Consider the following 25,229-nt stretch of genomic DNA (forward strand, 5'->3'; position numbering starts at 1 on the left):
TTCGGTGTGCATCGTCCTATAGAAAACATCTGAATAAAGTTTATTGTTTATAGCATCTTCTGTTAATTTTACCATAAAGGCGCTAGGAAGCGACTGCAAAATCTGTGTATTGCCGCATTTCCGGCTCGTGAAATGCTAACACGATGTCTTCCTTGGGAACCCCTGCTTGTACTAAATCTGTTGCAATTCCATATTCTGTCCAGTCTTCCTCGATCCAAAATTTGCGATCGCAAATCCGAACGTAGACTGTCATTCCCGTAAGGCGATCGCCCTTTGGCCAGCCCAGGTTCATCCAGATGTAATGACCGTTTTGCTCGTCTGCAATCAAGAAGGTCTCGGTTTCTTGTTGAGAAGAGCGATTATTGCACAATTTTATATACTCCGTCAAAATACGCTTAATTAGTTTGGGATACTCGATTAGTTTATCCATTGCACAATTTCCTCTACTTCTGTTTTATGCAATATCTAACATTAGTCCTCCTCAGATTCACAACTCATAAATTCGCGATCGGAGTGTTAGATTTTAGGTTTCCAGAACTAAACGCTCAACAAAATCTCACGATATTCCCAAGAAACCTTTTAGGGCGACTTTATACCTATTCTTCAACCGCTTGGAAACCAAACCACCCTGCTGGATTTGTGCCAGAACAGCCACTGAACAAGATCCTTTTGGAATAGGACTACCAGCCGTAATTAATCGAGCTAGTTCAGTAGCATTCATCTCACGAGCATATTGGTAATCTATCACAGACTCACGGATTATAAAGCTTGGCACACCAGAACCTGGTAGGAGAATACAGGCATCTTCAGAATTAGGTCTGCGGCTAGTGACGTTAACGAAGAGATAGCTGCTTTCAGAAGTTTGTGCAATGGCAATATATAGATGTTCACTGTTAGGAGGTGTATCCAGCAAAAAAGCATCTCCCAAATTAATGATGATGCTAGCCATTCAAAACCTCATCTAGATATGCCTCCCGGATGGCTGACTGCTGAACTTCGGCTATTTTCTCGTCACTGTTACCCATCAAAACCCCATCTAGATATGCCTCTCGGATGGCTAATTGCTGAATTTCACCTATTTCTTCGTCACTCTTACCCACATTTTTTAGAATATCCTCTACAGCAATCGGAATGGCTGAACCATGCGGATCTTGCCATTCTGGAAGGTCATGAGTCCACTCAGCAACCAGAAAAGGATCGAGATCCCCAAAAGCTTGATAAACCTCTTGAATGATTTCCTCCTCTTCTTCGCAAAGATCTGCATTCCCTGGATCGTTCAACAGGGAAACAAGATGTTCATTTTGTTCAGGTCTGGTAATGAACTTAGACCAGAGAGGTAAGGCATTATCAATGGGATTCCCTTTAATCAGGTCATAAACACCACTGAGGACGGGGCCGTAATTCATAGATACATAACGATCGCCAGTAATCGGTTGCTCTATGCGTTTCAATGCAATACGGTCAGCTATGTAAAGCATCTTCAGTAAGCCTAAATATTTCATAGGCCGATCGTGCAGCTTTAAGAACACTGCTGCTGCTTCAATAGCTTTCTCTGGATGAAACCGAAATTGGATGGGCATAAGCATTTTGGAAGAGTGCTTCACAGTACAATTTCATTGTAAACCATAATGCTTTGTCAGTCATTAGTGCTTTGACAAAGCATGATAGAAATCAGCGTGACTTTGACAGTATTCTCTTATTTTTTTCCGACTGATAACGTGCCTTTAGTAATCGTTCTGATGTTTTCTAGATATCTCAACACGGTTTCCCCAGCAGCAATTCAGCCGTGACTTCAATTGTGATCGGTTGTGGATCAGTTGTCATCGATGCCGTCCCACATTTGAGACAAAGGGAGAGTTTGTCCGGTAATTGCTTCATGGAAGCCTTGCTGAAGCCCTTCGAGGACAGTTTCGATGGGGTCATCATCTGGATCGATATCAGTGTCTTCCGGTACTAAGACAATAATCCGAACGTGGCTGTAGTTGGCAAGCGCAAGGGGTCTATCGAGAAAAAGTCGCCCTCGACCGTCAATTTTTCCGGTGGTTTCAATTGCTTTCATAGTCTATCTGTGTCATAATTGATTTGCATGGTGGTAAGCTGTTCCACATTTAAACTGCATTATTTGTGGTCTATACCCATACTTTAAGGGTTCAGGCAAGAAATTTAAATGACTAACAGCTTAATACCTTATTTCTCTATAGCCTTGCTAAGGATACTGGCAGCGCTGAACACGAACGTTAGATTGCTAAAGAAAGCCATGAATCTTCTTCAGATTGTAAATGAAATTATAGAATTGGCAGAAACAGGTGATTTTGGGGAGAGGATAGATGTCTCCTCCTATAAAACTTTTGGGAGTGGTGACTATGCTATAAACTTTGTAAACGAAAATAACCTCAAATATATCGACGCAATATTAAGGGCATTTAATTCAGATGAGGAAATTAAAAATACCTATACGTTAGAAAGATATGAATCGCTGCTAATAAAGCATTTTAGAGAATTTTTTGCAAAAAAATGCTTAGCTAAAGAACCTGATGTATCATCGTTTCTGAAAAAGCTTGAGGCGGAAAGTATAAAAACATTTTCTGTATTCCGAGACATACATGGAATAGTTTTAAATAGCCCCACAAGTCCCTTGTTATTGGGTGGTTACACAATATACGAGTTTGCTTCACAAAAAGAGTTTATTGAGTCAATTTTTGAGTCAAAAACAAATTCATCTTCTCAATTAATATGCTTCAAGGACAATCCAGAATATTTAATTGAATGGAAGGCTGAAGCAAGACACTCTGAAAAAGCACTTGAAATTGCTGACGAACATTTTGAGCGATTCGAGCTTATCCTAAGATATCTCATAGGTTCCGTCACAAATCACTTTGAAGTTGGCGTTTTAAACTACCAAGGCTGGCGTCATCGTAAAGCTTACATATTGTCTGATATGGGGGAAGTGTCAAGCTCATTGAGTAATCATGGCCCAATAGAACAGATATCACTTGACAATCCATATTTTGTAAACGAGGATAATGGATATCACACTGTTTGGGGTTTTACTACAAAGAAAAACCTTAATAAATTTCAAAAAAGAATTATGCTGGCAGTTGAATGGATCGGACAATCAATGGCTGATCCCTCACCACAAAGTGCTTTTATCAAGGCGGCCATCGCTCTAGAAATTATCTTTACATATAACGAAAGAGAAATCATTACTCCCTCAATTATGAATCAAATGTCTGAAAGTATAGCTCTTATATTACGCAGCTCAGTCGATGAAAGATTAAAAATGGAATCAAAAGTAAAAAAAATGTATGGCTTGAGATCGAAGATTGTACACTCTGGCAACAAAGATATTAGTCAAGCAGATTATCAAACTCTGCTTGAAATAGCACGTCATGTAATAATAAAGATACTCACATCAGACAAGCTTAATAGCGTTGATTCTGTAGAAGACTTATATACTATTCTCAAAAAAATTAAGTATTCTGGTGATGCAATATAACACAGCGCTGGAGTCTGATTAATTACTCGCTGCGCTCAGAATTTACTTTTGCACCGCCAGTCAATACAGCTATAACTCCGGCTCAAACAATAGCCATTAAAGTAGTTGATAGTTGGTATAGCCTTTCTCACAAAGATGAGGTATGCTGAGGTATGCTGTAACCCTTACATAGTCAAGTTTTTCAGGTAAAATTTGTACCTCACTAAAGCGAGAAAGGCTATAATCGATCGCTCGTGAGGAATAGGTAATGGATTGTTACTAACACTCATTACCCATTCCTCATTTTAAAGCCTAACTGCCGCCAATTCGAGCGACATCGCGAGCATTTTCTTCAAACGCAGCAGTCAGCGCATCATCACCGCTTAAACCCGATGCGATCGCCCTTTCAATAGCCTGCAACACCCGCTTATAATCCCGCGGCATCACCTTCACAAACACCGGCACCATCTCATCCCACGCAGCAAGAACCTTCGATGCGATCGCACTTCCAGTCAAATCAACATGAGTTTGAAGCATCAGCCGCAAATCGCTAATTTCCTCAACATCCTCCAGTTTTTCCAAATCCACCATCGACATATTGCAGCGAGTAGCAAAATCCCCCGCCTCATCCAAAATGTAAGCAACACCGCCACTCATACCCGCTGCAAAATTGCGCCCGGTTTCACCCAAAACCACAACTTTGCCGCCAGTCATGTACTCGCAACCGTGATCGCCCACACCCTCAACTACCGCGTTTACCCCGGAATTGCGGACAGCGAAACGTTCCCCCGCCATCCCCCGGATGAAAACATCACCAGCGGTGGCTCCGTAAAGCACCACGTTGCCAACAATCACATTTTCTTCTGCGACAAAGGTAGAAGCCGGCGACGGATACAAGATGATTTTGCCGCCGCTCAGACCCTTGCCGAGATAGTCGTTGGCCTCGCCTTCGAGCTCCAGAGTGACTCCCTTGGGCACGAATGCGCCAAAGCTTTGTCCCGCGCTACCTTGGAAGTGCAGGTGTACCGTGTCATCGGGTAAACCTTCCCAGTGGCGTTTGGTGATTTCGTTACCGAGAATTGTGCCGACAACGCGGTTGATGTTGGTAATTGGCAGTTTTGCGTGCACTTTTTCGCCATTTGCGATCGCACCTTTGCACAAATCCAACAACACAGTCATATCCATCGACTTTTCCAACCCGTGATCCTGCGCCATCTGACAATAGCGCCCGACATCCGCCCCAACCTCCGGCTGATACAGGATGTTCGAGAAATCCAAACCCTTAGCCTTCCAGTGTTCCACCGCTTGCTGCGCTTCCAACACATCAGTGCGGCCAACCATTTCATTCAGCGTGCGGAAACCCAACTGCGCCATAATTTCACGGACTTCTTGGGCGATGAATGTCATAAAGTTTACCGTGTGCTGCGGATCGCCGGTAAAGTTTTTCCGCAACAAGGGATCTTGAGTTGCAACACCCACGGGGCAAGTGTTTTGATGGCAGACGCGCATCATGATACAGCCCAAAGTTACCAGCGGCGCGGTGGCAAAACCGAATTCCTCAGCACCAAGCAGTGCAGCAATTGCTACATCGCGCCCGGTTTTCATTTGACCGTCGGTTTCCACAGCAATGCGACTGCGGAGATTGTTGAGTACCAAAGTCTGGTGAGTTTCCGCCAATCCCAACTCCCAAGGTAAACCCGCGTGTTTGATCGAAGTTTGCGGAGATGCGCCTGTACCGCCGTCGTAGCCGGAAATTAGCACGACATCGGCGTGGGCTTTAGCAACACCGGCTGCGATCGTCCCGACTCCCACTTCCGACACCAGTTTCACGCTAACCCGCGCTTCCCGGTTGGCATTTTTCAAGTCATGAATCAATTCGGCCAAATCCTCGATCGAATAAATATCGTGGTGAGGAGGAGGCGAAATCAAACCCACACCAGGAGTAGAGTTCCGTACTTTCGCAATCCAAGGGTATACTTTTTTACCCGGTAACTGTCCGCCTTCTCCGGGTTTCGCGCCTTGCGCCATCTTAATTTGCAGTTCCCGCGCTTGGGAAAGGTACAAGCTGGTAACGCCGAAACGCCCGGAAGCTACTTGTTTGATCGCACTGTTTTTCGAGTCACCCAGATCGTTCGTCCAAGTGTAGCGATCGGAATCTTCGCCGCCTTCACCGGTGTTCGATTTGCCACCAATGCGGTTCATGGCGATCGCCAAAGACTCATGCGCTTCTTGGGAAATCGAACCGTAACTCATCGCCCCAGTTTTGAAGCGTTTAACAATCGCTTCCACGGGTTCTACTTCTTCAATTGGGATTGATTCCCGCTGCTTGAATTGCAACAAACCGCGCAAGGTAAAATGCTGCTGATTTTGTTCGTTTACCAGCCCAGAATACTGTTTGAAAAGCGGATAACTGCCCTCGCGTACCGACTTTTGCAGCGCGTGAATTGTCTGCGGGCTGAACAAATGCGCCTCGCCTTCTTTCCGCCACTGATATTCGCCGCCGACATCGAGAGTATGTCCGCTGCTGGGGCGTTCTGGGAATGCGTGGGTGTGGCGCAAAATTGCTTCTTGGGCGATGATTTCCAAGTCTACACCTGCAATCCGCGATGCTGTCCAAGTAAAGTATTTATCGACTACGGATTTGTTCAATCCGATCGCCTCAAAAATCTGCGCGCCGCGATAACTTTGAATCGTGGAAATCCCAATTTTTGAGGCAACTTTTGTCACACCCTTAGTTGCGGCTTTCACGTAGTTTTTGCAAGCTGTTTTGTAATCGACATCTAGCAGCAATTTTTCGCGGATCGAATCGGCGATCGTCTCAAAGGCCAAGTACGGATTGATCGCACCGCAACCGTAGCCGATTAAAGTCGCAAAGTGATGCACTTCGCGCGGTTCACCGGATTCGAGAACAAGTCCCGCCCGCGTGCGCGTACCTTTACTGATCAGGTGGTGATGCAAGCCCGCAACCGCCAGCAGCGCCGGAATTGGAGCGTTTTCGGCGTTGATTCCCCGATCGCTCAAAATGATGATATTCACCCCAGAGGCGATCGCGCGATCTGCTGCTGCAAAAACTTCTTCTAACGCCTGTTCGAGACCTTTTACCCCGCTTTTGGGGTTGAACAAAATCGGTAGTGTAGTAGAGCGAAAATTACCTAGATTTACCTGTTTGAGTTTTGCTAATTCTTCATTGCTGAGAATTGGCGTTTTCAGTTCGATTAAATGGCAGCTTTCCGGTTCTGGCTTCAGCAAATTGCGTTCAGCGCCGATCGTAGTTTCAGCAGAAGTGACAATTTCTTCGCGGATCGAATCGATCGGCGGATTGGTAACTTGAGCAAACAGTTGCTGGAAGTATTCGTAAAGCAGTTTTGGGCGGTTGGAAAGCACGGCTAGCGGCGTATCTGCACCCATTGCACCGATAGCTTCTACACCATTTTTTGCCATTGGCGCTAACAGCAACCGCAGTTCTTCAAAGGTATAGCCAAAGGCCATTTGGCGCTGGATCAATGTTTCGGGGTCGGATTCTGGGACTGCTGGCGCATCTGGGAGTTTGGCGATTTCGACCATGTGCTGGTCAATCCACTCGCGGTACGGGTGTTCTGTGGCGATTTTGGTCTTAATTTCCTCATCAGAAACGATGCGGCCTTCCTCAGTATTTACTAGGAACATCCGCCCCGGTTGCAAACGGCCTTTTGATAGGATTCTTTCTGGGGCGATCGGCAAAACTCCGGCTTCCGATGCCATGATTACTAAGTCGTCTTTGGTGACGCAGTAGCGGGAAGGGCGCAAACCGTTGCGATCGAGCACTGCGCCGATCGATGTACCATCGGTAAATGCGATCGAAGCCGGGCCATCCCAAGGTTCTATCAAGCAGGAATGGTATTCGTAGAAAGCTTTTTTCTCGTCACTCATGGACTCGTGGGCTGTCCAAGGTTCGGGAATCATCATCATCACGGCGTGGGGTAAAGAACGCCCGGCCAAATATAGCAATTCCAAAGCGTTGTCAAAAATCGTCGAGTCGCTACCTTCGATGTTGATTAAATTCGGGATTTTCTTCAAATCGTCTCCGAACAACTCCGACTCGAACAAGGATTGCCGCGCGTGCATCCAGTTGATGTTGCCGCGCATGGTGTTGATTTCGCCGTTGTGGGCGATGTAGCGGTAAGGGTGCGATCGTTCCCAACTCGGAAAAGTATTGGTGCTGAAGCGCGAGTGAACTAGGGCTAGAGCGCTTTCCATGTCGGGGTCGTGGAGGTCGGGATAGTAATCTCCCACTTGCACCGGCATTAACATTCCTTTGTAGACGATCGTGCGGCACGACAGAGTGGAATTATACCAGTATGGGTCTACCTTCGCCCTGCGAATCGCATTGTGAGCGCGTTTGCGGATCACATACAATTTACGTTCAAAGCCCGCCTCGTCAATACCTGCGGCGCGCCGAACAAACACCTGCTGCATGAAAGGTTCGCTAGATTTGGCGGTGTCGCCGAGGGATGAGTTGTCCGTGGGAACATCGCGCCAGCCGAGCACTTCTTGGCCTTCTTCTGCCGCGATTTCCTCAAAAATGCGTTTGCCGTTTTCGCGTTCAGTTTGGTTTGCCGACGAGTAAATCGCGCCGACACCGTATTCGCCGGCTTCTGGAAGTTGGATGTTGAGGGCCGCCGTTACTTTTTTCATGAATTTGTGCGGCACTTGCATCAAAATTCCCGCCCCGTCTCCGGTGTTGGGTTCGCAGCCGCAGGCCCCCCGGTGGTCGAGATTCAGCAGGATTGTTAGTCCCTGTTCGACGATTTCGTGGGATTTGTTACCTTTCATGTGTACGATGAACCCGACTCCGCAAGCATCGTGCTCGAACTGCGGATCGTACAGGCCTTGTTTTACTGGCAGTCCGTTGTTGTTCATTTTGATGTGTCTCTCAAAGTGATGAAAAGATTTTGATCTAGAGTCAAGCGTGGGATGGCGATCGATCTAGTATCATGTATTATATATAGATTTACTCAATTGGGTAGATGCACGAAAAAATCAAAGCTGATGCGATCGATGGAGCGTGTAAAAATAGTTGAAGCTGATGAGTTAACTATGAAACCCGAAGGTCTAAATATTTATGCTGAAAAATCCTCTAATTATTAGCGTATCTCCTGAGATTATGGGCGGCACTCCAGTCTTTGCTTGTACTAGAGTTCCAGTACAAACACTTCTGGACTATCTGAAAGCAGGAGAATCCATTGATGATTTTTTGGATGGATTTCCAACTGTGACTAAAGAGCAAGTTATTGGGTTGCTGGAAGAGGCAGAAAAACAGCTTGTTGGTAATTAGATGATAAGTTGATATTTGGATTTTTTTTAACCGCAGAGGCCGCAGAGAGCGCAGAGGAAGAGAGGAGAGATGAGCAATTCGGATATGTTGTTAATCGGTTTTTCATTAGTCTTTGTGGAACAGGCATCTTGTCTGTTTTTGAGAAATGAGTTTATCGCACTATTGGATTGTATATTGCCTGTTCATAAATAAGTAAAAAATGGCTTGTTGATGATAAATTGATATTTGGATTTTTTTAACCGCAGAGTCCGCAGAGAGCGCAGAGGAAGAGAGGAGAGATGAGCAATTCGGATATGTTGTTAATTAGCCTTCCATTAGTCTCTGTGGAACAGGCATCTTGCCTGTTTTGTAGAAATAAATTTATCGCAGTCTTAGTACGACTATATCCTCAGCGTCTGGGTGACATCCTCCACCAGCATTTTCCCTTCTCATCCGCGATGAATCTTTCTGAAAAACTGCAAAAAGTTGATCGCCTCAAAGTCTGGTTAGATAGCTTTCGCCCGCTTTCTCCGACTCTGGTTTCAGAATTGAAAAAACTCTACGATGTGCGGTTCACTTATCATTCTAACGCGATCGAGGGCAATACCTTGACGCAGCGCGAAACTGAGTTAGTCCTAAAAACTGGCATCACTGTCGGCGGCAAAACTCTGCGCGAACATCTAGAAGTTATTGGACATCGAGATGCGATCGACTATATTGAAGCTTTAACGCGATCGGACACTGCGATCGGTGAATGGGAAATTAAACAAATTCACAACTTAATTATAAGAGCAATCGCGCCGGATGAAGCTGGACGTTATCGGCAGTTAGATGTCAAAGCCGCTGGTACCGAATACCTCTATCCGCCTCATTATTTGCTTTCGGATTTAATGCCGGAATTTATCCAATGGCTTAACAGCGATCAAATCAAATCGTTGCATCCACTAGAGTTTGCAGCCGAAGCACATCTTCGCTTTGTTTCGATTCATCCGTTTCGGGATGGTAACGGGCGAACCGGGCGGTTATTGATGAATCTCCTGCTGTTGCGGGCCGGATATCCCATTGTGATTGTATCTAACCAGGTGCGTGCTGCGTATATCGAGGCGATCGCCCAAGCACAGCAAAATGATTCCGGGATTCATCCCCTCCTCGATTTGATTGTAGATGCAGCCCGGTACTCCCTGATCGAAACCCTGCAAATCGTAGCCACCGCCAGCGATAGTCAGAGTCAAGGGCTGCCTTTCTATCAAGAGATGCTAACAGTTTTGCAACAGCAGTCTCAAGAGCTGGATTAGGATTCATCTCAAATCCGCTGGTATCGCAATTATTCATCTGTCTCCTCTCCGACTCTGCGCCCTCTGCGCCCTCTGTGGTTAAATCATTCCAAAACAACCGTAAATCCTACAAGATGCCCCCTTAAATAAAGAACCAGTCGCCGTAGATGAAGATTTGATGTAGATTTGGGCGATCGATCACATAACAGGTGACAACTACTGTGATGATTTTGCTATGGTGGTCAAGGTGCGTCGATCGAGCTTTCACAGGCAAAACTGCAAAAATCTACAGTCCGCTAACCGGTTCGCGCGATCGGAGTTCGGTTTTCAGGATAAATTAGCTAATATCAAACCCAAAGTCGTTTACCACAGGATTCAGTAAGCAATCCTCAAGGAGTCAAAACATGGTTCAAGTTCAAGCAATTTCTAAACTATCTAGTCTGCACGCACCTGGAGCACTCAACGAAATAACCGCCACAGAATCGCGGCCTTGGGGCTCATTTACGACTCTAGAAGAAGGCCCAGGATATAAAATTAAGCGCATCGAAGTTAATCCCGGACACCGCCTCAGCCTGCAAATGCACCACCACCGCAGCGAACATTGGATCGTAGTTTCTGGTACTGCAAAAGTTACTTGTGGCGAAAGTGAACAAGTTTTGTTTACAAATCAGTCTACCTACGTTCCGCAGTGCACTTCTCACCGTCTGGAAAATCCGGGAGTTATCCCCCTGGTTTTAATTGAAGTGCAGAATGGCGAATATCTCGGAGAAGATGATATTATCCGGTTTCAAGACGATTATGCCCGCACAGAAAAAGCGAAGTAATTTACTCTCGGTAAGGTGCGCACCTTACCAGAAAATCTCCTGGTAAGGTGCGCATTGCGCACCCTACATTTCAATTACAAATTACAAATTACCAATCATGATTAATCTGAGCAAAACAGCAGCCACAGAAGTAAAACGCCTCAAGTCAAAGTATCGCAGCCCCAATGCTTTGTTTCGTCTGGGCGTGGAATCGAGCGGCTGCTCCGGTTTGTCTTATACAATGGCATTTGACGATGCGCCAGCCCCAGGCGATGCTGTATGCGAGTCCGAGGGAGTTCAAGTTGCGATCGACCCCCAGCACTTAAAATATCTGAATGAACTCACCTTAGATTATTCAGAAGACTTGATGGGCGGAGGTTTCCGATATCACAATCCCAATGCCGCCAAAAGCTGTAGCTGCGGCAACTCATTTTCGGCCAGGGAATAATCAATATGATGACCATCAAAGACTTAGAAAAAGTCCAAAAAACCTTCCAAGAAGCCGGTCAAGATTACCAACTAGAACTAGAAAGCGGGAAGATTATCATTGTGGGCCCATCAGATATTGTATCTAGCGAAATTGGTGTAATTTTCATTTGGTTGCTCGCCAATTGGGTTTATCCCCGCCGTCTGGGCCGAATATTTGACTCCGCAGGTGGCTTTATTTTACCTGATGCTAACCTCACAGCACCCGATGTTTCTTTTGTGCGGGCCGCGCGTCTCAGGCAAAGTCCGCGTTATTTCGGAGAATTAGTCCCCGACTTGGTAGTAGAAATTAAATCACAAAGCGATCACATAAAACCTCTCGAAAAAAAGATTCTGAATTTTATCGCACTCGGAGCACAAGTAGGAATTCTGATCGATCCAGACGAAGAAACTGTAACAGTTTATCGTCAGGAAGGTGAACCAATTGTGCTAGTAAATGGAGATAATTTGACTGTTACCGAACTTTTCCCTGGTTGGCAATTGCCAATTTCTGAACTGTGGCCGCCAATTTTTACAGAAGCAGAAACTCAAGCATAATCTTGCATTTTAATACAATTAGTTTACAACGAATCGCGAAGATGCGGTTCATGAGAAAAATATTGATTATGCCAAATTTTTGGATGCTCAATAAGTTGCGGTAGGTAGTAATTTGTAAGCGTTTTTGAATTCATTTTAAATTCTACAAATATCTTAATTCCTGCAAAAACTCCACGTATTTTCATGTATTATTCATCATAAACTCAATAAGTAACACAGCTTTTTTGAGCCACTAAAATCACAATTAATCCTGGGTTATACGACACTTACTAAAGGAATCAAGCGCCGATAATTCAGAGCAGTTATATTTCGGTTCACTTAAGAAGATAATTGCTCAGCGCGACTTAACCGATAAGTGTCATAATTTCTGCGATTTCTCTCACGCGCGATCGCTGCTGACAAAAAACGTTAAGTTAACCGTATTGATCTATCGCGCAGTAAATAAGTAAATTAATAATGAAACCGCAGATGAACGCAGATCAAAACACATCTGCGTTAATCTGCGTTCATCTGCTCAAATCTGCGGTTGCAAAAATACCCCTAGGAACCGCCGCGCAACTTATCCAAAACAGTCCGATCTTCCAAAGTCGAAGTATCCCCAGAAACCTCTTCTCCGGCAGCTAAAGAACGCAGCAAACGGCGCATAATCTTACCGCTGCGAGTTTTCGGCAAAGCATCGGTAAATCGAATTTCGCCGGGACGGGCGATCGCCCCAATCTCCTTCACAACGTGCTGCTTCAACTCCTTAGCCAATGCGTCGCTAGGCTGCTGCGAGTTATCCAGCGTCACAAAAGCGACAATTTCCTCACCTTTAATCTCATCCGGTTTGCCAACAACCGCAGCTTCCGCCACCGCTGGATGCGATACCAAAGCCGATTCAACTTCCATCGTGCCGAGTCGGTGTCCGGCGACATTAATCACATCATCAACGCGGCCCATTACCCAGAAATAACCATCTTTATCCTTGTGCGCGCCGTCTCCAGCAAAGTACACAAATTCGCCATTTTTGGGGTGCAAATATTCCCAATAAGTGCGGCGGAAACGCTCTGGATCGTTGTAAAGTGTACGCATCATTCCCGGCCAAGGATGTTTTACAACTAAATAACCGCCGCTTTGATTAGTTACTGGTTCGCCATCTTGGTCAACGACATCGGCGACAATTCCGGGGAATGGAAGGGTTGCAGAACCGGGTTTTGTGGGAATTGCACCGGGCAAAGCGGTAATCATAATTCCGCCTGTTTCTGTTTGCCACCAAGTATCAACAATCGGACAATTTGAGTTACCAATTACGCGCTGATACCACATCCAAGCTTCGGGATTGATTGGTTCGCCGACGGTTCCTAACAATCGTAAAGATGACAAATTGCGCGCGTTGGGCAAGTGTTCGCCCATTTTCATAAAGGTGCGAATTGCTGTTGGTGCGGTGTAGAAAACGGTGACACCGTATTTTTCAATTACGTCCCAAAAACAGCCGGGATTGGACGTGCGGGGCGCACCTTCATACATTAAAGTTGTTGCACCGTTGGAAAGTGGCCCGTAGAGGATGTAACTGTGGCCTGTAATCCAGCCGACATCGGCAGTACACCAATAAACATCGGTATCTTGTAAGTCGAATATCCACTTGGTTGTTATGTGGGTATAAAGGTTGTAGCCACCGATTGTGTGGACGACTCCTTTCGGTTTGCCGGTGCTGCCGCTGGTGTAGAGTACGAATAGCATATCTTCGCTATCCATCGGTTCGGCGGGACAATTTGCCGATGCACCTTTTTGCAAATCGTGCCACCAATGATCGCGCCCTGGTTCCATGTGCACTTCTTGTTTGGTACGCTGGACGACGAGAACGTTGGTAACGCTTGGTACGGCATTATTTCCTAATGCTTTGTCTACTTGTGCTTTGAGGCCGACGGCGGTATCTTTGCGGAAGCCACCGTCGGCGGTGATGACGAGTTTTGCTTCGCCGTCGTTGAGGCGATCGCGCAAAGCTTCTGCGCTAAATCCGCCGAATACTACGCTGTGTACTGCACCGATTCTCGCACAGGCTAGCATGGCGATCGCAGCTTCGGGAATCATGGGCATATAAATGCCGACGCGATCGCCCTTTTGGACACCCAAATCTTTGATGACATTCGCCATTTGACAGACTTCGCGGTGGAGTTGCGCGTAAGTCAGGGTACGGGAGTCACCGGGTTCGCCTTCCCAGATCAGGGCGGCTTTGTTTTTGCGCCAGGTGGTTAAATGGCGATCGAGACAATTGTAAGAAATGTTAATTTTGCCATTGACAAACCATTTAGCAACAGGTGGCTGCCAGTCGAGCACGGTATCCCACTTTTGAAACCAGTGCAATTCTTGGGTAGCGAGTTCAGCCCAGAATGCTTGGGGGTCGGCTTTCGCTTTTTCGTAGAGGGCGCGGTATTCTTCTAAGCTTTTGACGTGTGCTTTTTGGGAGAATTCAGCCGTGGGCGGGAATAGGCGTTTTTCATGCAGAATTGATTCGATGGTATCTTGTGACATCGCTGTTAGTTTTTAGTTCAGTTACTCTTTTTAGCTATTGTGTGCATAAATTGGGGCAAAAGTATGTTTATTTTCCTTAAGACGTTGGGAAATTTTGTAAGTATTGGGGATGTGTTAAAAACTATAGCACTGGTAAATTGTAAATTCTATCTTGGTACTCATTATCAAATGATGCTTCATAAATCAGAAATATTAGTTCAATGTTTTGACCGATATTCAGCTTGAAATTCAGGATAAATATTCCTGGGATATGGTGATTTTGCTCTAAATGCTCTGTTAAATGAACAGGCATAGAGCAGTCGTTATACGATCGCACTTTTCAATCTTTCTTTTAGTTCCGTTGGGTTGAGAGTAATTTCAGTCATTGTGGCGACCTCATATCTAATTGAATGATACAAGTCAAAGACTGCACATACTATTGCAAACATTTGTTTATGTTCGCACTTGCCACGTTTTTGGATCTCTCCGACTGTGAAAAATTGCTGTCACAATCACCCTACTCGACACAATCCGATAGTAAACAGCATAGGGAAAGCGTCGCACCACACACCGTCTAACATCACGATAGACAACGGGATATGATTCTGGCATCTGGCAAATTCGATTTAAAATTTCGTCCACACAGTCCAAAAAATCGTCGCCAAGTTCTAGTTGCTGACTTTCGTACCAACTGTAGGCCCCATCGAGTTCTTCACGAACTTCTGGCCGAAACACTAGCACATAATTCATGAGCGTCTTTTTACCGAAGCTTTAATTTCTTCCCAGGTCATTACATCATCTGGATTAGCTTCGCTATCACTAATCCGACGATCTAGTTCCTGTTTTTGTACTTCTGTAAGATTAGGGTAAGCTTGCTCTGCTGCGATGCTATCCCAAATTGCTTGTACAAGCCTAATTCGGTCTTCAACACTGAGAGATGTAATTTGATTCAATGTGACAGTGATATCCATACTAATTAACCTTGATGAAAGACTGGGAAATTGGTACACATAAAATATAGCAGATTTAAGGTAGAGTTGACGGTGGAGTTGAGGGACAATTAATATTGTATCAGGCAAAATTAGCTTGTAATGCCTCTATAATATATTTTACAGGAAAAGCCGATCGCACAAAAGCTATGACCCAAAATTTAGAAGCCAGCCAACTTTCGTTAAATGACGTTCGCCGCCTTCTCAAACTGGAAAGACAAACAGAAGGTTCTTTTGCTGAGTCTTTATCTCTGGAACCTCTAACAGACTCTGAACAGCAGCAACTCTTGGAAATCAGCAATGATTTTTGGCGCTACCTAGAAACCGGGAAAGTTTCTGAAGAATTGGTGAAGTTTTTAACGCTTTCGCCGTTAATGCGATTGACGGGATTTTTTAAGATTCCTGTGGTGCTGACTATGGAGGATAGCATTCCGATCGAGGTTGAAGATGAAGATACTTTAATTAAAGGGCGGTTGGATATTCTCGCAGTAAATGGGCCGGATGCGGAGATTGGGGCGGCGCAGTTCTGGATTTTGGTGGTGGAGGCGAAAAATAGTGCGTTAGCGAAGCCCTCGAAGAGGATCGCCCCTTTGACCGGTTTACCGCAATTGCTGACTTATGCGTTTAAGAGTTTGCAGGTGCAATCGTCTGTTTGGGGATTGACGACGAATGGCGAAAGTTATCGGTTTGTGCGGTTGACGCGGGGAAATCCTTGCACTTATCAGATTTTACCGGAATTGAATTTGATTGACAAAGGGCGATCGATCGAATTGGCGCAAGTTTTGAAAGCTATTTGCAAGTTGCAGAATGTGCAGTTGCAATTGGCGTAATGGTTGGGAAGTTAGGAAGACGAGTAGAGGAAATATACATAATTTAATTGCCTCGTAAGTTGATCAATAAAAAATGCACAATTGTGCCAATATAGATTTATACCATCATCAACTTAATCATGCTTTTAACTGACATAGTAAATCTTTTAGGTAAACCCTACTTCCAAGCCTCCAACTGCCTCATTTATCAAATGGACTGCTTAGAAGCAATGTCAAAGCTCCCTGATGAATGCGTGAATCTTACTGTCACCAGTCCCCCCTATAACATTGGCAAAGAATACGAAAAAACACTACCACTTGATAAATATTTGAACTGGTGTGAAAGCTGGATCAGTGAAAATTATCGGCTAATCCTTCCTAACGGCGCTTTCTGGCTCAACTTGGGGTATCTATCAATTCCCAATCAAGCTAAAGCTATCCCCATTCCCTATCTACTTTGGGACAAAATTCCTTTTTACCTCATCCAAGAAGTTATCTGGCACTATGGCGCTGGGGTTGCTGGTAGTAAGTTCTTTTCACCGCGCAATGAAAAGTTCCTTTGGTATGTGAAAAACCATAAAGATTATACCTTCAACCTAGATGATGTGCGCGATCCAAATGTAAAATATCCTAATCAAAAAAAGAATGGCAAAATTAAAGTCAACTCCCAAGGCAAAAATCCGACTGATGTTTGGGAATTCCCCAAGGTAACTTCTGGTAAAAATAGAGCCTCAAAAGAGCGAACATCTCACCCCGCTCAATTTCCTAGTGCTGTCATACAGCGAATAATCAAAGCTTCATCCAACCCAAATGAAATCATTTTAGACCCTTTTCTGGGTTCAGGAACTACGGCTGTTGTTGCTTTAGATTTGCAGCGCACTATTATCGGATTTGAGATTTGTCAGGAATACTGCGATTTAGCAGCAAACCGAATTGATAATTTTCTAAGAGAAAAGCAGATTAGTGAAGCTCAATTATCTTTATTTTAAAGAGGGTAAATCTTGCTTAATAGGCAATTGCAGTAGCTTATATCGCTCTACATCAGGGCTTAATTTAGCTTGCTGACCAGTGGCCGCTGTTTGCCCTTGCCAATCTTCTCGATCTATCCATCCAAATCTAACTAAATTAATCTGTAGAGTTTGTACACTTTGAATTTTTGGATCGAATTTCTGGAAATTAACTACAAGATAATAGCCGGACTTGTCTTTCTTCGGTTTTGCTCCTGTGGCACTTTGTTGGGAATAACTACGATTGCCGTAAGTGTTACGACTACTTGAAGAAGTTTTAATTTCAATTGAGAAGTCATTGCTCGGGATGTAAACAATATCTTTTTCGATGGCGCTGCGATCGCGCCGCCAAATTCCGGGGTATTTACTGGCGAGTTCTAATGGGATTAGTTCATGTAAAAAAAAGCCCATAATTTGGGGAGTTGGGAATAAATTTACTCCTATTTTGTAGCCTCTGCTGGTTATGCTTGATTGAAAAATTTCACTCCAAACTTGAATAACCACGTCATAAATTTCTTGTGGATCTAGTGGGTGTTGATCTATGAGTTCCCGTGTCTTCTCTTGCCAATCTTGGACAGGAAGCCCCGTATAGGGTGATTGCATTTACTCTATTTCCTGCAATAGTTCGCTGGGCGATACTCCTAAAGCTTTTGCTAACCGCAAAATGTTTAACAGGGCTATGTTCCTCTCACCCCGCTCAATACCACCAATGTAGTTGCGGTGCAGTCCGGCTAGTTCTGCTAACTTTTCTTGGGAAAAGCCTTTTGATGTTCTTAGCCTGCGAACTTGCTCTCCAAATTTTTTTAGCTCTGGATTTTCTGCCACATCAGCAAGATATCGGTGACTGCACTCCAAAATCTACACACTATGAGTGTGATTTAGGATTAAATGAAGCCAGCACGCCCATAGTCACACCAAGCAGAATCAACTTGATGCCATCACTTTAATTGCTTTCATCGGTACTCCGGGTTCTAGGGCGTAGGAAATAGATTGATGTCTAATGCTTCAAGTTATTGATATACCAGATAGCCCGATCGCCCTTCCCGCAATTTTGATGAATCGAGAAAAGGGCATCAAGCGCCGCTATCCCCGCAGGAATAGGCATTTCAAGCATTCGGATCGATGCCCAATTCCCGAAGTTGACGCGCGAGTGATTCGCTGCGCTGGCGTTCAGTTTCTAATTGGGCGATCGCACTTTGGGCCCTTTGCCTTTCTTGTTCAGCCCTTTGTCGTTCCAATTCCGATTTTTCCGAACTCCAAAGCAGCAAATTTCCCGCTGAATCCCACCACCGCAACCAGTGCATAGTTGTACCCAATCGGGTTCCGTACCAAATACCCAAAAACAAATTAATTTCTGGTATCCAGTAACGTCCCTCCGCTGTCGGTGACTGCAAAACATATTGATTTTCTTGCAGACAGCGCACTTCCAAATCTGGTTCGTAAGGGTCAAAAATAACGTAGGTAGAAATCTGCCAAATTTGCTCGTAACAATACAGTTTTCCGTAAGGATATTTGGCGCGCACCGAGTATTCCCCAGCGTCGGTTTCTGAGATAAATTCCATCGCTATGGCAACTCGATCGCCCTCCAAAGACGGTGTGTAACTGCGGCGAATCACTCCTTCGGCTAACGGCAATACTCGCGGCACGTACATCCAGTCTGGCGCTTTCACTACCGTCTTTTGATTGACCGTAGTAGCGATCGCAAAATTCGACGCAATCAACATTTCGGGTTGGATGCGATCGGACGTACCGAGGGCATCCGTCAGCGCGGCCGCCAGCGGTGGCTGTTGAATATTTTCCGCCGAATATTCCGGTAAGATAAAGTCTGATGGCAGTTTTTCCCAGGTAACAACTGGCTCTTGTTTCGCGGGATTAATTTGGAGAACCATAGATTAGTTCCTAGCTGTTGCGATGAATCTATTTTATCAGAATTGTTGGCAATTCACTATTGTTCTAGTTAACTTTATTCATCACCATCTATTTAATACCTTCGCACGTCAATGTCAAGATTTATTAAATATTCGCAAGCAGGCACTGACAGAACGCCAAGTTTTATCTAGAATTAAAAATAATTAAGCCGTGAAAATCAAAGTAATAAAATGTCTGAACTTAGACAAAATCTAATTACCAGAGATTGGGTAATCATCGCCACCGAACGGGCGAAAAGACCGGACGAATTTGCCAACAAAAAAAAGTTGATGGTAGCAGTACCGCCATACCGTGCCGATTGCCCGTTTTGCGTGGGAAATGAAGAAGACGGAACCTTAGAAACTTACCGTTTGAGTGATGAAGGGACTGGCTGGAAAGTCAGGGCAATGACTAACAAATATCCCGCCCTCTCCCCGACAGCAGAACGGCTCAGAATATCATCAGGAATTTACCGCACAATGTCGGGAATCGGCGTTCACGAAGTAATTGTCGAACACCCGCGACATGATTTGACGACTGCTTTGTTGACCGTTGAAGAAGTTGCCAACATACTTTTAGTATACCGCCAGCGCTATTTAGAAATTAGAAAATATCCTTACATTGAAACAATTGTGATCTTCAAAAATCACGGCCCAAGTGCCGGAACTTCTATCGAACATCCTCACTCGCAAATAGCAGCTACGCCCGTTGTGCCTAACCAATTTCGCAGGCGGATCGACGAAGCTATTAGATATTTTGACGACACGGGAGAATGTTTGTTTTGCCGGACTTTGGAAGATGAGTTAGCGACGGGTGAAAGAGTAATTTTTGAAAGCAAAGATTTTGTCGCTTGTATCCCTTTTGCTGCACTTTCGCCCTTTCATATTTGGATTTTTCCGCGCCGACATTCGTCTTCGTTTGATGATATTACTGATGCGGAAATTATTGGTCTTGCTGATACTTTGAAAACTGTACTCGCTCAGCTTTATTACGGATTGAACGATCCAGATTATAATTATAGTATTCGATCGGTTCCAACTGCCGAACAAGGAACCAAATACTTTCACTGGTATATCGCAATTATTCCCAGAGTCACGAAGCAGGCTGGGTTTGAGTTGGGTAGCGGGATGTTTATCAATACTGCTTTGCCGGAGGAAAGTGCCGAGTTTTTGCGATCGATCGCAATTCCTGGCGATCGTAATTTCCGACCAACCTGAAGTATAAAAAAATACAATGTGTCAAGGAATGTCCCAGACGAAGACGGCAGACAATTTAATGATTTTCAATCATCGGTTGAAATAGAGAATTTAAATCTGCAACAGCTTAATTTACGCTCAAAATTTATCAACGTACAAATACTGATGGATTTTACCAAACTCAGAATAAACTTTCGACATAATGCCAGCGGTCATCGCTAAAATTAGCTCTCAATATATCTCTAATTTTACCATCGATCGATAATCTCGCCTCGCCAGACTCAGCACTCTCGCCGATTTCGCAACTGTCATCAGATAAATGTTCTTGGAGGTGGGCCAGAGTATTGGCGAAATTAGCCAGAAAATAATGTTCATCCACCCACGCTGTCGGATCTGGGATGTTTGGACTCCCAAAAGCCCGATCGACTAAATCTTGTTTTGCAGTATCATCAGTCTGGTTTTTCATGGAGCCCATTTAGATAGAATTTGCAACTTATCCCAATCTTAAGCTTAATTTTGAACGCTGGTGCGATCGCGATCGGCCCACCGCTGTGACAAAATTGTGGAATTTGTGCGATCGCGATCGAGGTTGTTTTGGCGATCGAGTGTTATCATAGCACATCACCGCCAGCGATCCATAATTTGCACATTCGGCAAAATCGACTTAGGTATCATTCCGTGAACTCCTTTGCGGGGATTATTCACAGCCTGAGTAATCCGAAAATTGACGGCGAGGGAACAGAAAACATAGGCATCTTCTTCTTGAAAACCTGCATACTTTTGTAGCCAATTAACCGTCTGTTTTACCGCCATATCAAAGGCATCATCTAATGTTTGACCAAAACCCATAGTCACAATATGAGTAGGAGTTTCAGCAAACGGAAATATATAAAATAAATCCTTGCGTAAGATGATTTTAATAGTCCCATTCATCGAAGTTTCAATCGCCGTACCATTAACTTCACCATCTCCTTGTGCCGAATGTCCATCACCGATAGACAGCAAACCACCACGCACCGCAATAGGTAAAAATAACCGCGTTCCTGGTTGCAATTCCTGATTATCCATATTACCTCCGTAGCGTTGTGGAGGAATAGAAGAACGGTTGATTTCAAAATCCGCAACGCCGATAATTCCGAAGAATGGATTTAGGGGAATCTTAACGCCACTATCTGCGGGAAATTCCGCAATCTTTTCTTCTAAATCTAGCGGAATAAATCGCAATTTAGGATCAGGAAAATATTTAGGTAAAACTCCCCATCCGGCGCGAATTGCATTGAATCCTACTGATAAACTTGGGTAAACTTCCTCGATATGAATCTCTAAAACGTCTCCGGGTTCTGCCTTATTAACATAAATCGGGCCTGTTAGCAAGTGCGGGCCTGGGCCGACTTTGCGGTTGTCAGGTAAATTCTGACAAATATCTAAAAATTCCGGGGTAAGAAATTCCGGCGGGGCCTTGTCAGCAACATAATATCCTGAATAGGTTTCGATATCGATGCGATCGCCCGAATCGACAGTTAAAGCAGGTTCCAGCTTGGGAGAGAAACCGCCTAAGTGTACGGTTTTGCAGTTAGCCTTGAGAAGGTGGTGAGTCATGTCTATTTGAAATTGAGGATGCTTTAATGGTATTAAGACTGTTATATCGCAAGTCTCAATCATTTTTGAAAAAGATTCTGTTTTGATGAACCGCGGAGGGCACTGACAAAGAAAATGGAGAGAAATGGAGATATAAGAAAATGTAAAAAAATGGTTGACGTTTGACATAAATAAACGTCCAAACCTGTCAGGGAGATTGCCAAATATAGAATTTGTAATCGCTATTCTTGCTTCACATGACTACTTACTAATGACTGCTGACTACTGACTACTGACTACAGAATAATGAGCAATAACTTATGTTAACACCATTGCCCGATCAATTAGAAAATTCCCAAGGTTCTTCTCGTAACCTGTGGTTTTTTTCCGTTTTGATTTTGATTATCCTCTTATTAGGTTTGATTCTGCAATCTTTCCTCAACCAACCCCAACTTTTAACCGATCCGTTTCTGCAACTCCCAACAACTAACTCAGTGCGAGTTGTTTGGTTCACCGAATTTTACGGAACTCGCAATATTGTTGCTTACGGCGAAAATTTGAGTAAAATTGCGACTGCAAATACTACCAAGCTAAGCCGCACTCGCGAAGACAAAGACTCGCACATCTCCGATAAAATGAAACAGGGCATAACTGGCACAAATCCTATTATTCGCCCCATCTGGCGACACGAAGCAGAAGTTACCAATTTAATACCCGGTGTTCGCATTCCCTATCTAGTGACTAGCGAAACTAAAGGCGGCGCATCTGTTAGTAGCAAAATTTTCAGCCTTTCTCCGACACCAGCAGCAGGAATTGGTCTAAAAATTCTGTTCACTTCCGACCATCAATTGATGCCGATGACAGCCGCTAATCTCCAGAAAGTTGCAGAAACAATTGACAAAGTTGATGCGGTTTTCATGGCAGGTGATTTAATTAATATACCTGATCGCGCTTCCGAATGGTTCGACGACAACCGAGGCCGCGCGTTTTTCCCCGGTTTGCAAGGCCGCGCCTTCTCCGAACTCGACAAAAACGGCATCAAAACCCTGTACAAAGGCGGCGAACTGATCCAAAACGCGCCTATATTTCCCGCGATTGGAGACCATGAAATTATGGGTAGGTTTTCAACTAGCAGCACCCTCAACGACCAGTTTAATGACTCTTTCCCCCGCGCTGCTGTGGAAAAAATATATCCATACCTAACTCAAAAATATGGGGTGAAAGACAAAGATGTTTTGTTGAAAAACAATAGTTTTAATAGCGATACTTACAACGAAATTTTTAGTTTACCCAGTGACGAAAATTATTATGCCGTGACTTTTGGGGACATACGATTAGTGACTTTGTATGCTGCGAATATCTGGCGGACTCCGAATTTAGATCCGGGGGCTAGAGGCAGGTATCGGGAACGAGACGAAGATTTTGATCGTCCCGAAAAATGGGGATACGGACAGCATATTTTTGAGCCAATTATGAAAGGTAGTGCTCAATATTCTTGGCTCGAACAAGAGTTATATAGTGCGGAATTTCAGCGGGCTAAATATAAAATTGTGATGTTTCACCATCCGCCGCATTCTCTGGGTGACAATATTGTACCTGCTTATACTGACCCTGTACAAATAGTTGATCGCACTTCGGATGGTGAGATTAAGATGGTGCGTTACGAGTATCCGAAACAGCAAGATTATCTGATTCGGGATGTGGCGCCACTGCTAGAAACGGCGGGGGTGCAGTTAGTTTTGTACGGACATTCGCACTTGTGGAATCGGTTTGTAAGTTCCAGCGGAATGCACTTTTTGGAGACTTCTAATGTGGGCAACAGTTACGGTGCGTTTGCGGGGAGAAAGCGCCGATTTGTGCCGCCGGGATATCGGGAGGATTACAGCGCTATTGGAGACCCGAACGGATTGGAACCTGTGGTGCCAACTGTGGCGCCTTTGTTGGGCCAAGATGGGCTGCCATTGCCGTACATTGAGAGCAATGATATTACGGCTTTTAGTGTTTTTGATACAGGGAACGGTACGGTTAGCAGCTATTATTTTGATACGCGGAAACCGGAATCGGAAGTGGTGAAGTTTGATGAGTTTAAGTTCAAAAAATTGTGAGTCTGGACGAAGAGTATTTCCCATTTTTAGCCCAGGCTTTGACAGAACGGACATTGCATCTCTAAAACTTAAATCATTGTCCTAATTCTATCTATCACAAGTCAGAAAACCAGTGCCCGAATCTTGATGAAGATCGTTTTATTTTTGGGTGTTGCTTAATCAGGGTATGAAAAAGAATCAGGCAAAAATCAAGAAGCTTTGTGGACAATGGTTTTTATGATTTGCATATTTAGCCGTTCATACCGTAAATCAGCCCGAAGACGGCGAACAGAATTCGCGTCTACATAAACGATGTCCGAACTCAGAGGGACTGAGGAAAATAACGTAATTTTAACCACTCATTCTTCAACCGGCGGAGGCGGGTTTTGTCTGTATCGACGCGAATTCTATTCGCCCGGTATCGACGCGAATTTTATTCGCCCGGTCTTCTGTATTTCATGCGATCGCAATTTACGATATCATATCACTACGAGCAACGCAGCAATCCCAAGTCTGACCGATCGCCCGTGGCTACCTGCCTTTTGAACATTGATGATTTTTGAGCGCCTTGAAATACTACAGCCAACATCCTAACGCTTTCTCGATCGACTATCTCAACGATTTACGAGGAGCAATACTAGCCTCACCTTACTTTGCAATCAACAACCTCAACCGCGATTTCATCGGCACAAAAGGCTTCTCCGTAGTATTTGGGCGCGCCCAAATCGCCGAAGTAGAGCGTCGCTTCCCCTTCTTCAAACCCTATCTAGACCAAGCATTACAGCCTGAATGCAACGCTTTTTACCTCAACCCCCTGTTGCTGGGCGAAGGTTCCCGCGTAGATGCCCATATCGATCGATCCTTGCGATCGTACTGCAAAACCGTCGAACCTCCCGCAGCCGTCAGCGTATTGTACGTACAAGTGCCCCCAAATTTGCAAGGAGGAGAGTTAATACTGCGACGCAACAAACAGCAAGTCGGACAGATTAAGCCGCAAGCCAACTCACTAATCTATTTTCAAGGAGATTTGACACACTCTGTCAACGCTGTTAAAAGTACCGGGACTCGCTTGAGTTTGGTTTGCGAACAGTACAGTTTGAGCGCCACAGAATTACAAGATATTCCCGGATTTACGGTGGAATCTAGGGCCGCGAAAGCAAAGAGTAAGTGATGTTTATTCGATCCTTGATATCATATCCGTTCAATGAATCACAATGCTTGTAGGTGCGGGTTCACCAAAAATCTCTGACTCAAACTAACAATATCTATAAACCCGCCCCCACCACGCCACAAAAATCGA

25 protein-coding genes are annotated in these 25,229 nt (G+C 44.6%); 11 read left to right on the top strand and 14 right to left on the bottom strand.

Annotation, left to right across the window (positions count from 1 at the left end):
• Nucleotides 1-82 precede the first annotated feature (82 nt).
• From K4039_RS09530 to K4039_RS09545, 4 genes are all read right to left on the bottom strand, one after another.
• Nucleotides 83-430, bottom strand: coding sequence for a XisI protein (locus tag K4039_RS09530; protein WP_265234924.1), 348 nt, complete (start codon nucleotides 428-430; stop codon nucleotides 83-85).
• A gap of 126 nt (nucleotides 431-556) precedes the next feature.
• Nucleotides 557-949, bottom strand: coding sequence for a hypothetical protein (locus K4039_RS09535; protein WP_265234925.1), 393 nt, complete (start codon nucleotides 947-949; stop codon nucleotides 557-559).
• Nucleotides 942-1,580, bottom strand: a complete 639-nt coding sequence (locus K4039_RS09540; RefSeq protein WP_265234926.1) for a Panacea domain-containing protein — start codon at nucleotides 1,578-1,580, stop codon at nucleotides 942-944. The genes K4039_RS09535 and K4039_RS09540 overlap by 8 nt, the downstream gene beginning before the upstream one ends.
• 233 nt (nucleotides 1,581-1,813) lie before the next feature.
• On the bottom strand, nucleotides 1,814-2,059 hold the full coding sequence (locus K4039_RS09545; protein ID WP_265234927.1) for a hypothetical protein: 246 nt from the start codon (nucleotides 2,057-2,059) through the stop codon (nucleotides 1,814-1,816).
• A gap of 108 nt (nucleotides 2,060-2,167) precedes the next feature.
• Between K4039_RS09545 and K4039_RS09550 the strand changes: the two genes are divergently transcribed.
• Complete coding sequence (locus tag K4039_RS09550) at nucleotides 2,168-3,496, top strand: HEPN domain-containing protein (RefSeq protein ID WP_265234928.1); 1,329 nt, start codon at nucleotides 2,168-2,170, stop codon at nucleotides 3,494-3,496.
• A 291-nt stretch (nucleotides 3,497-3,787) separates the two neighbouring features.
• Here the strand turns inward: K4039_RS09550 and gltB are convergent, their stop codons facing one another.
• Nucleotides 3,788-8,374 carry a glutamate synthase large subunit gene (gene gltB, locus K4039_RS09555; protein ID WP_265234930.1) on the bottom strand — a complete coding sequence of 1,529 codons (4,587 nt, stop codon included), beginning with the start codon at nucleotides 8,372-8,374 and terminating at the stop codon, nucleotides 3,788-3,790.
• Between the two features lie 202 nt (nucleotides 8,375-8,576).
• Here gltB and K4039_RS09560 point away from each other — a divergent pair, with 202 nt between their 5' ends.
• From K4039_RS09560 to K4039_RS09580, 5 genes are all read left to right on the top strand, one after another.
• Nucleotides 8,577-8,789, top strand: coding sequence for a DUF433 domain-containing protein (locus tag K4039_RS09560; RefSeq protein ID WP_265234931.1), 213 nt, complete (start codon nucleotides 8,577-8,579; stop codon nucleotides 8,787-8,789).
• A gap of 278 nt (nucleotides 8,790-9,067) precedes the next feature.
• Nucleotides 9,068-10,063 carry a Fic family protein gene (locus tag K4039_RS09565; protein ID WP_265234932.1) on the top strand — a complete coding sequence of 332 codons (996 nt, stop codon included), beginning with the start codon at nucleotides 9,068-9,070 and terminating at the stop codon, nucleotides 10,061-10,063.
• A 383-nt stretch (nucleotides 10,064-10,446) separates the two neighbouring features.
• On the top strand, nucleotides 10,447-10,866 hold the full coding sequence (locus tag K4039_RS09570; RefSeq protein WP_265234933.1) for a phosphomannose isomerase type II C-terminal cupin domain: 420 nt from the start codon (nucleotides 10,447-10,449) through the stop codon (nucleotides 10,864-10,866).
• A 97-nt stretch (nucleotides 10,867-10,963) separates the two neighbouring features.
• Entirely contained in the window at nucleotides 10,964-11,293 is a 330-nt protein-coding gene (locus tag K4039_RS09575) for an iron-sulfur cluster assembly accessory protein (RefSeq protein ID WP_265234934.1), read from the top strand.
• Between the two features lie 8 nt (nucleotides 11,294-11,301).
• Nucleotides 11,302-11,868, top strand: coding sequence for a Uma2 family endonuclease (locus K4039_RS09580; protein ID WP_321161589.1), 567 nt, complete (start codon nucleotides 11,302-11,304; stop codon nucleotides 11,866-11,868).
• 540 nt (nucleotides 11,869-12,408) lie between these two features.
• Here K4039_RS09580 and acs read toward each other — a convergent pair.
• From acs to K4039_RS09600, 4 genes are all read right to left on the bottom strand, one after another.
• The gene (gene acs / locus K4039_RS09585; protein ID WP_265234935.1) at nucleotides 12,409-14,379 is read right to left on the bottom strand and encodes an acetate--CoA ligase; all 1,971 of its coding nucleotides are present in this window, start codon (nucleotides 14,377-14,379) and stop codon (nucleotides 12,409-12,411) included.
• A gap of 302 nt (nucleotides 14,380-14,681) precedes the next feature.
• Nucleotides 14,682-14,807 carry a hypothetical protein gene (locus K4039_RS09590; protein ID WP_265234936.1) on the bottom strand — a complete coding sequence of 42 codons (126 nt, stop codon included), beginning with the start codon at nucleotides 14,805-14,807 and terminating at the stop codon, nucleotides 14,682-14,684.
• 4 nt (nucleotides 14,808-14,811) lie between these two features.
• Nucleotides 14,812-15,108 (bottom strand): type II toxin-antitoxin system RelE/ParE family toxin, encoded by a 297-nt coding sequence (locus K4039_RS09595; RefSeq protein WP_265234937.1) that lies wholly within the window; start codon nucleotides 15,106-15,108, stop codon nucleotides 14,812-14,814.
• Nucleotides 15,105-15,437: an addiction module protein gene (locus K4039_RS09600; protein ID WP_265234938.1), complete on the bottom strand. Its 333-nt coding sequence runs from the start codon at nucleotides 15,435-15,437 to the stop codon at nucleotides 15,105-15,107. The genes K4039_RS09595 and K4039_RS09600 overlap by 4 nt, the downstream gene beginning before the upstream one ends.
• A 59-nt stretch (nucleotides 15,438-15,496) precedes the next feature.
• Here K4039_RS09600 and K4039_RS09605 point away from each other — a divergent pair, with 59 nt between their 5' ends.
• Both K4039_RS09605 and K4039_RS09610 read left to right on the top strand, forming a co-directional pair.
• Entirely contained in the window at nucleotides 15,497-16,177 is a 681-nt protein-coding gene (locus K4039_RS09605) for a restriction endonuclease subunit R (RefSeq protein ID WP_265234939.1), read from the top strand.
• A 209-nt stretch (nucleotides 16,178-16,386) separates the two neighbouring features.
• Nucleotides 16,387-17,145 (top strand): site-specific DNA-methyltransferase, encoded by a 759-nt coding sequence (locus K4039_RS09610; protein ID WP_265234940.1) that lies wholly within the window; start codon nucleotides 16,387-16,389, stop codon nucleotides 17,143-17,145.
• On the opposite strand, the gene K4039_RS09615 is transcribed toward K4039_RS09610, so the two are convergent.
• From K4039_RS09615 to K4039_RS09625, 3 genes are all read right to left on the bottom strand, one after another.
• Entirely contained in the window at nucleotides 17,137-17,766 is a 630-nt protein-coding gene (locus tag K4039_RS09615; protein ID WP_265234941.1) for a ScaI family restriction endonuclease, read from the bottom strand. The genes K4039_RS09610 and K4039_RS09615 overlap by 9 nt on opposite strands.
• Nucleotides 17,767-17,988 (bottom strand): helix-turn-helix domain-containing protein, encoded by a 222-nt coding sequence (locus K4039_RS09620; protein ID WP_265234942.1) that lies wholly within the window; start codon nucleotides 17,986-17,988, stop codon nucleotides 17,767-17,769.
• A gap of 281 nt (nucleotides 17,989-18,269) precedes the next feature.
• The gene (locus tag K4039_RS09625) at nucleotides 18,270-19,052 is read right to left on the bottom strand and encodes a Uma2 family endonuclease (protein WP_265234943.1); all 783 of its coding nucleotides are present in this window, start codon (nucleotides 19,050-19,052) and stop codon (nucleotides 18,270-18,272) included.
• A gap of 210 nt (nucleotides 19,053-19,262) precedes the next feature.
• On the opposite strand from K4039_RS09625, the gene galT reads away from it, so the two are divergent.
• A complete protein-coding gene (galT, locus tag K4039_RS09630; RefSeq protein ID WP_265234945.1) occupies nucleotides 19,263-20,288 on the top strand; it encodes a galactose-1-phosphate uridylyltransferase in 1,026 nt (341 codons plus the stop codon).
• 160 nt (nucleotides 20,289-20,448) lie between these two features.
• Here galT and K4039_RS09635 read toward each other — a convergent pair whose 3' ends face one another.
• Nucleotides 20,449-20,733 (bottom strand): hypothetical protein, encoded by a 285-nt coding sequence (locus K4039_RS09635; protein ID WP_265234946.1) that lies wholly within the window; start codon nucleotides 20,731-20,733, stop codon nucleotides 20,449-20,451.
• 155 nt (nucleotides 20,734-20,888) lie between these two features.
• A complete protein-coding gene (locus K4039_RS09640; RefSeq protein WP_265234948.1) occupies nucleotides 20,889-21,866 on the bottom strand; it encodes an acetamidase/formamidase family protein in 978 nt (325 codons plus the stop codon).
• Nucleotides 21,867-22,165: 299 nt separating this feature from the next.
• On the opposite strand from K4039_RS09640, the gene K4039_RS09645 reads away from it, so the two are divergent.
• Both K4039_RS09645 and K4039_RS09650 read left to right on the top strand, forming a co-directional pair.
• Complete coding sequence (locus tag K4039_RS09645) at nucleotides 22,166-23,950, top strand: metallophosphoesterase (RefSeq protein WP_265234949.1); 1,785 nt, start codon at nucleotides 22,166-22,168, stop codon at nucleotides 23,948-23,950.
• 538 nt (nucleotides 23,951-24,488) lie between these two features.
• Complete coding sequence (locus K4039_RS09650; protein ID WP_265234950.1) at nucleotides 24,489-25,100, top strand: 2OG-Fe(II) oxygenase; 612 nt, start codon at nucleotides 24,489-24,491, stop codon at nucleotides 25,098-25,100.
• Nucleotides 25,101-25,229: the final 129 nt, after the last annotated feature.

The sequence above is a fragment of the Lyngbya sp. CCAP 1446/10 genome (assembly GCF_026130175.1).
Lineage (GTDB): Bacteria > Cyanobacteriota > Cyanobacteriia > Cyanobacteriales > Microcoleaceae > Microcoleus.

Excerpts from the sequence above, each read along its gene's own strand:
- acs (WP_265234935.1), bottom strand. The coding sequence starts at position 14,379 with ATGTCACAAGATACCATCGAATCAATTCTGCATGAAAAACGCCTATTC.
- K4039_RS09615 (WP_265234941.1), bottom strand. The coding sequence starts at position 17,766 with ATGCAATCACCCTATACGGGGCTTCCTGTCCAAGATTGGCAAGAGAAG.
- K4039_RS09540 (WP_265234926.1), bottom strand. The coding sequence starts at position 1,580 with ATGCCCATCCAATTTCGGTTTCATCCAGAGAAAGCTATTGAAGCAGCA.
- K4039_RS09590 (WP_265234936.1), bottom strand. The coding sequence starts at position 14,807 with ATGTTTGCAATAGTATGTGCAGTCTTTGACTTGTATCATTCAATTAGA.
- K4039_RS09565 (WP_265234932.1), top strand. The coding sequence starts at position 9,068 with ATGAGCAATTCGGATATGTTGTTAATTAGCCTTCCATTAGTCTCTGTG.
- K4039_RS09610 (WP_265234940.1), top strand. The coding sequence starts at position 16,387 with ATGTCAAAGCTCCCTGATGAATGCGTGAATCTTACTGTCACCAGTCCC.
- K4039_RS09545 (WP_265234927.1), bottom strand. The coding sequence starts at position 2,059 with ATGAAAGCAATTGAAACCACCGGAAAAATTGACGGTCGAGGGCGACTT.
- K4039_RS09645 (WP_265234949.1), top strand. The coding sequence starts at position 22,166 with ATGTTAACACCATTGCCCGATCAATTAGAAAATTCCCAAGGTTCTTCT.
- K4039_RS09575 (WP_265234934.1), top strand. The coding sequence starts at position 10,964 with ATGATTAATCTGAGCAAAACAGCAGCCACAGAAGTAAAACGCCTCAAG.
- K4039_RS09625 (WP_265234943.1), bottom strand. The coding sequence starts at position 19,052 with ATGGTTCTCCAAATTAATCCCGCGAAACAAGAGCCAGTTGTTACCTGG.
- K4039_RS09640 (WP_265234948.1), bottom strand. The coding sequence starts at position 21,866 with ATGACTCACCACCTTCTCAAGGCTAACTGCAAAACCGTACACTTAGGC.
- K4039_RS09595 (WP_265234937.1), bottom strand. The coding sequence starts at position 15,108 with ATGAATTATGTGCTAGTGTTTCGGCCAGAAGTTCGTGAAGAACTCGAT.
- K4039_RS09605 (WP_265234939.1), top strand. The coding sequence starts at position 15,497 with ATGACCCAAAATTTAGAAGCCAGCCAACTTTCGTTAAATGACGTTCGC.
- galT (WP_265234945.1), top strand. The coding sequence starts at position 19,263 with ATGTCTGAACTTAGACAAAATCTAATTACCAGAGATTGGGTAATCATC.
- K4039_RS09550 (WP_265234928.1), top strand. The coding sequence starts at position 2,168 with ATGACTAACAGCTTAATACCTTATTTCTCTATAGCCTTGCTAAGGATA.
- K4039_RS09635 (WP_265234946.1), bottom strand. The coding sequence starts at position 20,733 with ATGAAAAACCAGACTGATGATACTGCAAAACAAGATTTAGTCGATCGG.
- K4039_RS09580 (WP_321161589.1), top strand. The coding sequence starts at position 11,302 with ATGACCATCAAAGACTTAGAAAAAGTCCAAAAAACCTTCCAAGAAGCC.
- K4039_RS09570 (WP_265234933.1), top strand. The coding sequence starts at position 10,447 with ATGGTTCAAGTTCAAGCAATTTCTAAACTATCTAGTCTGCACGCACCT.
- gltB (WP_265234930.1), bottom strand. The coding sequence starts at position 8,374 with ATGAACAACAACGGACTGCCAGTAAAACAAGGCCTGTACGATCCGCAG.
- K4039_RS09560 (WP_265234931.1), top strand. The coding sequence starts at position 8,577 with ATGCTGAAAAATCCTCTAATTATTAGCGTATCTCCTGAGATTATGGGC.
- K4039_RS09530 (WP_265234924.1), bottom strand. The coding sequence starts at position 430 with ATGGATAAACTAATCGAGTATCCCAAACTAATTAAGCGTATTTTGACG.
- K4039_RS09535 (WP_265234925.1), bottom strand. The coding sequence starts at position 949 with ATGGCTAGCATCATCATTAATTTGGGAGATGCTTTTTTGCTGGATACA.